Annotated in this window: 11 protein-coding genes and 1 pseudogene; 4 read left to right on the top strand and 8 right to left on the bottom strand. The window is 42.1% G+C overall.

Annotation, left to right across the window (positions count from 1 at the left end):
• The 5 genes and pseudogenes from IM319_RS15615 to IM319_RS15595 all read right to left on the bottom strand — a co-directional run.
• Positions 1–250, bottom strand: a pseudogene (locus tag IM319_RS15615) (IS5/IS1182 family transposase); the annotation flags it as partial.
• A gap of 220 nt (positions 251–470) precedes the next feature.
• Positions 471–3,131, bottom strand: coding sequence for an ATP-dependent chaperone ClpB (gene clpB / locus IM319_RS15610; RefSeq protein ID WP_287736190.1), 2,661 nt, complete (start codon positions 3,129–3,131; stop codon positions 471–473).
• 92 nt (positions 3,132–3,223) lie between these two features.
• Entirely contained in the window at positions 3,224–3,709 is a 486-nt protein-coding gene (locus IM319_RS15605) for a GNAT family N-acetyltransferase (protein WP_287736189.1), read from the bottom strand.
• A 22-nt stretch (positions 3,710–3,731) separates the two neighbouring features.
• Positions 3,732–4,040, bottom strand: a complete 309-nt coding sequence (locus tag IM319_RS15600; RefSeq protein WP_002781238.1) for a hypothetical protein — start codon at positions 4,038–4,040, stop codon at positions 3,732–3,734.
• Positions 4,041–4,159: 119 nt separating this feature from the next.
• The gene (locus IM319_RS15595; protein WP_286826742.1) at positions 4,160–5,053 is read right to left on the bottom strand and encodes a methylenetetrahydrofolate reductase; all 894 of its coding nucleotides are present in this window, start codon (positions 5,051–5,053) and stop codon (positions 4,160–4,162) included.
• A 226-nt stretch (positions 5,054–5,279) separates the two neighbouring features.
• Here IM319_RS15595 and IM319_RS15590 point away from each other — a divergent pair, with 226 nt between their 5' ends.
• Entirely contained in the window at positions 5,280–6,008 is a 729-nt protein-coding gene (locus tag IM319_RS15590; RefSeq protein WP_287736187.1) for a GDSL-type esterase/lipase family protein, read from the top strand.
• Positions 6,009–6,355: 347 nt separating this feature from the next.
• On the opposite strand, the gene IM319_RS15585 is transcribed toward IM319_RS15590, so the two are convergent.
• Positions 6,356–6,568 (bottom strand): hypothetical protein, encoded by a 213-nt coding sequence (locus IM319_RS15585; RefSeq protein WP_287736186.1) that lies wholly within the window; start codon positions 6,566–6,568, stop codon positions 6,356–6,358.
• 286 nt (positions 6,569–6,854) lie between these two features.
• Here IM319_RS15585 and IM319_RS15580 point away from each other — a divergent pair, with 286 nt between their 5' ends.
• From IM319_RS15580 to IM319_RS15570, 3 genes are all read left to right on the top strand, one after another.
• Positions 6,855–7,613 carry a dCTP deaminase gene (locus IM319_RS15580; protein WP_287736184.1) on the top strand — a complete coding sequence of 253 codons (759 nt, stop codon included), beginning with the start codon at positions 6,855–6,857 and terminating at the stop codon, positions 7,611–7,613.
• 22 nt (positions 7,614–7,635) lie between these two features.
• Positions 7,636–8,382, top strand: a complete 747-nt coding sequence (locus IM319_RS15575; RefSeq protein WP_158202015.1) for an HAD family hydrolase — start codon at positions 7,636–7,638, stop codon at positions 8,380–8,382.
• Between the two features lie 193 nt (positions 8,383–8,575).
• Positions 8,576–9,226 (top strand): TIGR04282 family arsenosugar biosynthesis glycosyltransferase, encoded by a 651-nt coding sequence (locus IM319_RS15570; protein ID WP_287736183.1) that lies wholly within the window; start codon positions 8,576–8,578, stop codon positions 9,224–9,226.
• Here IM319_RS15570 and IM319_RS15565 read toward each other — a convergent pair.
• On the bottom strand, positions 9,188–9,700 hold the full coding sequence (locus tag IM319_RS15565; RefSeq protein WP_286827319.1) for a L,D-transpeptidase: 513 nt from the start codon (positions 9,698–9,700) through the stop codon (positions 9,188–9,190). The two genes, IM319_RS15570 and IM319_RS15565, sit on opposite strands and share 39 nt — an antisense overlap.
• Before the next feature lie 69 nt (positions 9,701–9,769).
• On the bottom strand, positions 9,770–10,099 hold the full coding sequence (locus IM319_RS15560) for a DUF6464 family protein (protein ID WP_287079831.1): 330 nt from the start codon (positions 10,097–10,099) through the stop codon (positions 9,770–9,772).
• Positions 10,100–10,199 lie beyond the last annotated feature (100 nt).

Genomic DNA, 10,199 nt, shown 5'->3' with positions numbered 1-10,199 from the left:
TTTGTTCGACGGTTTCTCTATCACTTGTTCCCAACTTCTCTTTAATGATTAATGCTCCTAATGCCCTCCGAAAGGATTTGGCTGGTGCGCCCATTTCTTCTGAGAAGTTTTGGGCATATTCTTCTTCAAATTCTGACCAAGAAATTAGATTGGCCATAATTACCCAACGATTGTCTGGGGATAATTTCCCCTCCGAGGGAAACTCGAAGTTTTCTGGTGAGGTTGGCAGTTGCTCAATCTTGCGATACATTGGTACTAAGAAGAGAAGATGCAAGGGTTTTGAGTAATTTTAGCAGATTTCCTTGCACCTGAGCGACTCTCAATCTAGCTAAAAGCCTTTTCCTGTAAGGTTTTTAGCTTTATTCAGCAAACCCTATGTAAAACCTGTTTAGCCACATTCACAATGCCTTTTGGGGTAAAGTTCTGTTTAAATTGGCTAAATTGGAGGGGAATATATCCCCTGTCTGGTTTTAATCTGAACTGAGGTTAACCACAGCTAATTCTAATCTTGGCTCCTCCTTTTCTAGCTCCTTTTTGCTAAAACTTAACACTTCATCTAGACAATCAATTACTACCGTATCCCCTTCCATAAAAGCTTGTTCGAGAATTTTTGTGGCTAAAGGATTCTCCAACTCCCGTTGGATAGCACGTTTTAAAGGTCGCGCACCGTAGGTAGGATCGTAACCAACAGTAACGATATGATCTTCTGCTGCCGCAGTTAATTCTAGATTAATTTTTTGTTCTCCTAATAATCTTTCCAGACGCTGTAATTGCAGACGAACAATGTAACGCAATTCTTCTTTTTTCAGGGTATGGAAAATAATTAAATCGTCGATACGATTCAAAAATTCGGGACGAAAATGACTCCGCAAAGCTGTTAAAACCCGTTTCCGCATCTCCTCATAATCGGCATCTTCGGAAACATTTAAAATATGGTCACTGCCAATATTACTGGTCATCACGATAATCGTATTCCGAAAATCCACCACGCGCCCCTGAGAGTCAGTAATGCGCCCATCGTCAAGCACTTGTAATAAAATGTTAAAAACATCCCGATGGGCTTTCTCCACTTCATCCAATAAAACCACAGAATAGGGACGACGACGCACCGCTTCCGATAGTTGTCCCCCTTCCTCGTAACCCACATAACCCGGAGGCGCGCCGATTAACCGCGAAACCGCGTGTTTTTCCATGTATTCCGACATATCGATGCGAACCATGGCCTCCTCGGAGTCGAACAGTAACCCCGCTAAGGCCCGCGCTAACTCGGTTTTACCCACTCCTGTAGGTCCCATAAATAGGAATGAACCAATCGGACGGGAGGGATCTTTCATTCCCGCGCGCGCTCGTCGAATCGCCGCTGCTACTGCCGTGACCGCTTCATTTTGTCCGACAACTTTTTTCTGTAAATGAGACTCTAATTCTAATAATTTTTGTCGTTCTGATTCCATTAAACGATTGACGGGAATTCCTGTCCAACGGGCAACTATTTCGGCAATATCGGCATCAGTTACCTGTTGTCTTAACAGGGTAGAACCTGCCGCTTGAATAGTTTCTAGTTCTTTTTCTTTTACTTGTAATTCCCCTTGTAAAATTTCTAGTTTGCCATACTTTAATTGGGCTGCTTTATTGAGATCATAAGCCCGTTCCGCCTGTTCCACCTGTAAGCGCAATTGTTCCTCTTCCTCTCGCAATAATTTAATTTCCTCGGCGATATGTTTTTCCGTTTGCCATTGGTCAGCGAGGGGCTTTTGTTTACTTTCTAATTCCTCAATTTCTTCGATAATTCTTTCTAAACGCTCTTGAAAAGCTCGATCTTTTTTCTCCTCTTTTTCTAAGGAGAATTTTTCCATCCGTAACTGCATTAAGCGACGATCTATCATTTCCAAATCGGCGGGTTTAGTGGTACTTTCTACCTCTAATTTGGCCGCCGCTTCATCGACTAAATCGATCGCTTTATCTGGTAAAAAGCGATCGCTAATATAACGATGTGATAAGGTAGCTGCTGCCACTAGGGCCGAATCGGTAATTGTCACCCCATGATGCAGCTCATAACGTTCTTTTAAACCCCGCAGAATTGAGATAGTATCCTCCACGGAAGGTTCCTTAATATAAACCTGTTGAAAACGTCTTTCTAAAGCGGGATCTTTTTCAATATGATTGCGATATTCATCTAAAGTTGTCGCCCCAATACAGCGCAATTCTCCCCGAGCTAACATAGGTTTTAATAGGTTGCCCGCATCCATCGATCCCCCTTCCCTAGAACCCGCACCGACAACGGTATGTAGTTCATCAATAAAGAGAATAATTCGCCCTTCTGATTGGGTAACTTCTTTCATAACCGATCGCAATCTTTCCTCGAATTCGCCTCGATATTTTGCCCCAGCAATTAAACTTCCCATATCGAGGGAAATTAACTGACGATTTTTCAAAGATTCGGGAACATCTCCGTTAACAATCCGTTGAGCTAATCCTTCAGCTATAGCGGTTTTTCCTACCCCCGGTTCACCGATTAAAACCGGGTTATTTTTAGACCGTCGCGAGAGGACTTGCACCACCCGTCGAATTTCTTCATCACGACCGATAACCGGGTCTAATTTGCCTTCTTTGGCCGCTGCTGTTAAATCCCGGCCATATTTATCTAAAGCTTCGTATTTTTCCTCTTGATTGGGTTCAGTAACCTTTTGAGTACCGCGAATAGCTTTGATAGCTAATTCTAAATCTTGGGGGTCAAGATTGAAGGTGCGTAAACATTTCCGGCCAACCCTTTCATCTTCGGCAAAACCGACGAGAAGATGTTCGACGGAGATAAATTTATCTTGCCAACTTTCCCGGGATGCTTCCGCTCGATCGAGCAGCAGATCGAGACCACGACCTAGGTATAATTGATCGACGATGGCCACTTTCGGCTGTCGGTTGGTGAAGACTTCTAGCTGTTGTTGCAGTCGCGGAATTTCAATATTAGCTTTTTGTAAAATCCGGGTGGCTAGACCGTTATTCTGCTCTAGGAGGGCAATAATAACGTGTTCCACCTCTAAGGTCTGATTTTTAAAGCGTCTCGCAATTTCTTGCGATTTAACAATCGAATCCCAAGCTTGTTCGGTAAATTTATTCGAGTCTGTGGGTTGCATTCTGCACCAATGAGGAAAGCCAGTGTCAGAGGTCTAGTATAGCAAGGAGTCTCGATCGATCACAAAGTTCCAGGAGCCACAAAAGCTCTGACTTATTTATCACTATTACCCAATTCCGTTAAAGCAGTCCCGGTGAGACGACAAATTTGCCACTCTTTGAAGACCTTAGCCCCCATTTTTCCATAAAAATCGATCGCCAGTTGATTCCACTCTAAGACAGTCCATTCTAAAAGTCCTGCATCCCTAGCGACGGCAATTTTAGCCACAGCAATTAGTAAAGCTTTCCCGATACCTTGACTGCGATAATCGGGTAAAACGAAGATATCTTCTAGGTAAAGCCCCGGTTTAGTGATAAAGGTGGAATAGTTAGCAAAAAATACGGCAAAACCGACTATTTTACCCTCTACTTCCGCCACCAATGCTTCGATGTAGGGTTTTTCTCCGAATAAATGATCCCCTAAAGCTTGACTATTTCCTGTCATTAAATGGCTGAGTTCTTGATAGGCTGCTAAGGCAACAATTAAGTCAAAAATAGCCTTGACATCGGTAGCAACGGCAGCACGGATGGAATAATTCATGATTGCTGGTCAAATCTTGATTTTAATGCTGATGATGTTTATGGGGAGATTCAGCAGGGGGAGAATTAAGATTGGAAAAATGACCGTTATTTAATCCCATCCCAACGCTACCAATACTGAAAAGTCCCATGGAAACAAAACCAGCTGCAATTGTCCCCATGGCCACGGTTCCAATGGAAACCACTCCCATAGGAACAATACCGATGGAAATAACGCCCATGGGAACAATGCCAATAGAAATTATACCAGTGGGGGCAATACCGATCGACAACCATTTTCGCCCAGAATTACCACAACTATTCTCTTTTTCTTGACCTAGATTGGAATCCATGCTTTTAATCCCGAAGATGCTTTGAGCCTTCCCATCCTAGGTTAGGGGTAGAATTCTTGTCAAAAGACCGCTAGTCAAAATGAAAGTTAATTTTTTATAAAAACTATTGACTTTTCATCTCAGTTATGTATTGGCGGGATACCAGCCGCGTCGAGAATTTTCGGGACTAAATCCTCCCGTTTAATCGCCATGATGTGGACACCTTGACATAACTGCTGGGCTAATTTTATTTGTTCGGCGGCGATTTTGATGCCTTCTTCGAGAGGATGAGCTGCATCGGCGAGTCTTTGAATGATCTGGTCGGGAATTTGTACCCCCGGCACATTTTTATTTAAAAATACGGCGTTTTTAGCTGATTTTAACAGAAAAATTCCCGCTAGAACTGGTTTATCGGCGAGGGAGGCCACCTGCTGCATAAACTTATCAAGGCACTCGAAATCCGTAACTAATTGACTTTGAAAAAACTGCGCTCCCGCTTCGATTTTACGCTCAAAACGGCGTTGAAGACCAGACCAACTTTTTGACTGCACATCGACGGCAGCCCCGGCAAAAAGTTCTAGAGGTCCATCAGGTAAAGATTTATCGTTAAAGTCAAAACCTTTATTCAATTTATCGATTAATTTTAACAAACGTACCGATTCTAGGTCAAAAACTGCCCTAGCTTGGGGATGATCTCCTGCTTTGACGGGATCTCCAGTTAAAGCTAGTATATTTCTCAATCCTAAAGCATGAGCGCCCATTAGGTCTGCTTGTAATCCGATCACATTGCGATCGCGACAGGCCATTTGACAGATGGGTTCAATGTCGTGTTGATAGAGAATAGCGGAGGCTGCCAGAGAGGACATTCGCACTACGGCGCGACTGCCATCGGTAATATTAGCTGCATGAACGCGATTTTTTAGCCAGAGGGCCATTTCTAGCATATGACTGGCATTACCACCTTTCGGGGGAGTAATCTCGGCTGTAATCAAAAATTCTCGGTCTTGAACCGCGCGTCGTAAACGAGTAGTCATCGAGTTATCTAGGGTTTAATCATAAATTCTATAGTAGATTTAGCCCGAAAATCACTGGCAGGGAAGGAATGATCATCGGGCTGCGTGCTTTATACTGGTCAGTGTCAGTGCCTAGCTGATATCTAAGTTAGCTGGCAGGAAAAATTTTCTAATGTAGTATAATACACGGACAGTTTAACCAAATTCGTTTACAAGTGTAAAGGACAACCGATTCGATCGAGCGATCATGCAAACTCTTTCTCGTTTACCTACTAAAGACAAAGGCCTAATCATGCCCCATCCCCTCAAAATCGTCGCTTTAGGTGATAGCCTTGTGTATGGCTATGGCGACCCCGTGGGTGGCGGTTGGGCCGAGCGCCTACGTCGTTTGTGGATGGAAAGTGCCGGTCATGCCCTGTATAATTTGGGGATTCGCGGCGATCGAGTGGTACAAGTGTCCGAACGTTTAGAACAGGAATTTCGTCTCAGGGGGGAAATTCGCAATCGTCTCCCCGACCTGATTCTTCTCTCCGTCGGTGTTAATGATACAGCCCGCTTAGGCCGGCCCGATGGTCGCACCTACACCGATCACGATCTTTTTCAAACTCAAATCGAACATTTACTCGCCCGGGCCCGTTCTCTTTGCCCGGTTTTGTTTATAGGTATGATTCCCGTGGATGAGCGGAAAATGCCCTTTTTAGATTGCTTTTACTTCAACCATCGCGATCAGTATCGTTTTAAAGAAACCACTAAACAAGCTTGTCTAGAGCAAAATATTCCCTATCTCGATTTATTTGATCTCTGGATGGACCGGGGTGATCTGTGGTGCCAAGAAAGATTAATGGCAGATGGACTTCATCCCAATGTGCAAGGCTATCAATCAATTTTAGAGGATATTTTACACTGGTCGCCCCTCACCTCCTTTGTCGGTGTGGATGGTTTTATTCAACCGTTCACAGGAATTGTAGAAAAGTGATATCCTCTGTTCTCAGTGGCTCTAGCGGCGTTACAGAAACGAGAATATCTGGTAATATAACCGAACTTACCCTCTACATATCTACTACAATACTGAACAGGCAATTGCGCTACTCGTTCAAAATGTAGTAAATTAAGGGGCAAAATTTGCCAATCATTTATCTGAATTTGTGACTCAATAAATTCTCGAAAAGGTGAATCAAAAGTTAATTTTACCAGACTATATTTGATCGCCATTTTCCAAATACTAGCTTGACTATAGCGTTTCCTGTTCGCAAGAGGTACATTGTCGATGGTGAAAAGCTTCATCAGCAAAGGTTTGAGTGTGCCACACAGGTGTGAGAAACGCTATAAATCGACCAGTTTGGGATTAGTTGCCATGAAATCAGCAATATGTTCAAGCTGTTCAATTTCTTCCTCGGTTTCCCGTTCACGCCAATCCCAGACGACACTGTAATAATCGCCTTTATCCCCACTGTGCTTGAGAAACGAGCCTTGAAAGATACCAAGAGCAGGTTCGCTGACTTTTGGTATAATTCTAACCAAGTGCAGAAATACCATAATTGCCATAACTTAAACCCCATCCACAGGGAAAACCGTAGTTTTGCTTTTTCGGCTACGATCCTTGCATAGCAATACTTTTAAGGCTTAGTGGCTTGCCCGTGAAATTCCAGTTCTCTAGCTAGTTGCGGTTTAACTATTTATTTGTCATCCAATTACAGCGTTTCTCACAAAGGTGAAGTATATATCAAATCTTGCCGCTAAAGGATTTCAGCCGCGAGAACGTACCTCGTCTACCGGAGAAACGCTGTAACAAGTAATCACAGATTATTTTGGAGTTTGTCTAATGTCAGAAGGAATTCTTTCTAAACAAGATATTGAAGCCAAAATTGATTCAGGAGAATTGGTTTTAAATGCTGTGAAAGCTAATTTGGAAGCTTGCAGCTATGACCTAAGAATTGGAACAATTTTTAAAAATGGTCAAATCATCAATGAAAATCATCCAGATGCTAATAGGCAATTTGATATTCAACCGGGTGAAATTATAAACTTATTTACATGGGAAGAAATCAAGCTATCGTCAAAAATAATGGCGACTGTTTTTGCCAGAAATGCTGAGAGTTCATTTAAAGGTCTCCTTGTTCTGAATCCAGGTCATATAGATCCTGGCTTTCAAGGACTTATTACTATTAAGGCGATTAACCTCGGGAAAGACCCTTTAAGTATACAAAGAGGTCAAAAAATTTTGACAATAATTTTTGAGGAAATGCCAAATGTCACTACAAGTCCTTACAATAGACAGATGTCAAGAGCAGAGCAAGAACAAAAGTTTAACGATGTCCTAGTTCAGCAAAATACATATAATTTATCTCAAATTATAGCTCAAGGCTCAGATTCACCTTATCCCACTAAACAAGAAGTAGAATTGATGATTGTGAAGCATTGGATAACTGTGTTGACTCTTATTTTAACCGCTGTCGCAGCTTTAACGGGAATTATTGCAGTTTGGATCAGTATGCAACCGAAATCTGAGAATAATAATCAAAATCCAATTCCCTTAGAGAGTCCAAGTCCAACACCATCTCCAAAGGGAACTCAAGGTTAGTAATAATCAAGGTAATATAAAAATGGCTAAAAGTGGTCTGATTGTATTTGATTTAGATGATACTTTGCTAAATACCAGCAATGTTTATTGGCTTGCAAGAAAGCTTTTTGTGGAAAAATTATCTGAAGAATTACAAATTAACGAAGATAAATTAATTGAAGAATTTGAAAAAATTGATTATCTTCAAATGCAAAAACTAAAGCATTCTCCTTATCGTTATACTCGGAGTATGATAGAAACTTATAAATCTGTTTCTCATAAGATAAATCATCAAATATCCCAGGAAACTTTAAAAGCTATTAAAGATTTTGGACGTTTAATTTTAAAAAATACACCAAATACTATTAAGGGGGCTAAAGAAATTCTTGATTGGTCATCTCAAAACTATTCTCTTGCATTATTGACAAGAGGTGAAAATTCATTTCAAAAAAAGAAGTTACACAAAAATGAACTGTATAAATACTTTGATTTTATAAGAGTTGTGCCTCACAAAAATGCTGAAATTTTAAAAAAATTTATCCAAGATATAGGCTTTGATTGTCAAGATGTTTGGGTTATTGGTGATTCACTAAAATCAGATATTAATCCAGGCATTGAAATTGGAGCAAAGTGTATCTTGTACGGCTATCATCATCCACATTATCATTGGATACAAGATCATGAAAGTGTTGCATTAGGCTCTTTTTACAAAGTTGATAATTTATCAGATATTAGACAAATTCTTGAGTCAGATTCTAATTCTAATTCCGAATCGAGGTCGATGACCTGAAAAAATCCGATATTTTGCAGGACTGGCACTTGAAGCCATCGTAGGTTGGATTGACCTAAGGAAACCCAACACAGAATTAAATAACCAACTAAAATAATCTATACTAAGCCAATAAAGCCTGTTTTATTGGGTTTCCTGCCTCCTATTAACAGTAGGCTAAAACTAATAATGAATATCATCGCCGCAATCACTCGTGGACTGGAGACAACAACTAATTATTTTTACCCGTTATCCGGAATTGGGGAAAGTAAAAACCCGTATGATTCCAGCTTTGGCAGCCGAGGGAGCCGAAGAATTGCACCGCAAACTGGCCGAATATACTCTCAGTAAATTAGCGGGTTTGAGGAATTTTCTCTCTCTGATCATTTACTACCATGGCGGCAGCGAGGAAAAAATGCGTACTTGGTTAGGTGTGCATTATTGCTATCATTCTCAACGGGGAAAAGACTTAGGAGAAAAGATGCAAAATGCTTTTGCCGATGGTTTTGCTCAAGGGATGACAGCGATCGCTATTATTGGCACAGATTGCCCAGAAATCGGGGAAAAAGAGATTTTAGCAGCCTTTGAGGCCCTAAAAACCCACGATATGGTTTTAGGACCGGCGTTAGATGGAGGATACTACCTAATTGCTTTAAAACAGGTCTTTCCAGAGCTTTTTAGCGATATTCCCTGGGGAACGGGGGAAGTCCTGGCAAAAACTCAGACAATCGCCGCTAAACTGGCTTTAAAAACCGCTTATCTGCCTAAATTAGCCGATATTGATCGCCCGGAAGACCTGCCTATCTTAAAAAAATACCTGCCGGAATTAAGGTTGAACGATGACGGGGGTTCCCATGCGGACTAAATCAAACAACACTTTTACATCCCGATTCCGCATCCGCACACAACCATGGGAAGCGGCGCTACCGAGGGAATTTTCCGCGGGGGTCCCGTGAAAACCGATGGAATTTTTGCCGTCAGTCCAAAAACCGATCCATCTTTCCCCTAAGGGACTATTGGCACCGGGGGTGCTGACTTTGCCTGTCCAGGGACTTTTCCAGACGGGATTGCGAACTAATTCTCGCACCTCAAATTTACCAGTGGGGGTTTCCCAGCCTTTTTTGCCGACGGCGACGGTAAATTGTGCTAAAACTTGCTTATCTTGATAAACGTAAACTTTTCTCTCTTTCAGTTTTAGGACCAGATGGGTAGCGAGAGTTTGATTGGCCGCCGTATTCGGGGTGACGGTGCTGATTTGGTTAGCTTGGGCCGGATATACGGGTAAACAAGTTAATCCTAATCCGATGATTAAGAGGGTCAAATTTCGTTTGAACGCCATTTTTCCCACACTCCTCAATTGCTATAGCGATAATTTTTAAGGATAGCAAATAGGGAACTTTTTGGAAATTCAAGCCGTCCACGCTGTGCCAGTTTTAGCTTCGTACTGCCGACAACCTTCACAAGGACCTGGGGGATTAACCGCACAACGCAAATGGGGGGAATACGCATTAAAACGACAACTAAGATCACCGATAAAGGCCGGTTTATTTTCTGTCTCTAGAGGTATTGACAAAAAATCACTGGCCATCACCGCACTGTATTCGTGACGATGGCGAATCCCTCTCAAACGGTTGCTTAATCTCTGTTGGGATCGGTTAATTAACCAGAGACTAACGAGAGAGGGAAAGAGAGCGAGGTTGACATCCTCGCCGCCGTAAAACGGACGGCGATTCCTCACCACGCCACTTTTTTAGGGTGGTCGCTGAATGGGGTTGACGCTTCACCGAAAAACGCTTAATTGCTTAAGTCTGACACTTTCTCCACGTCCGTTTTCAGTG

It is taken from the genome of Microcystis sp. M113S1 (genome assembly GCF_020246945.1).
Lineage (GTDB): Bacteria > Cyanobacteriota > Cyanobacteriia > Cyanobacteriales > Microcystaceae > Microcystis.
This window is presented reverse-complemented; position numbering and strand designations above follow the sequence as displayed.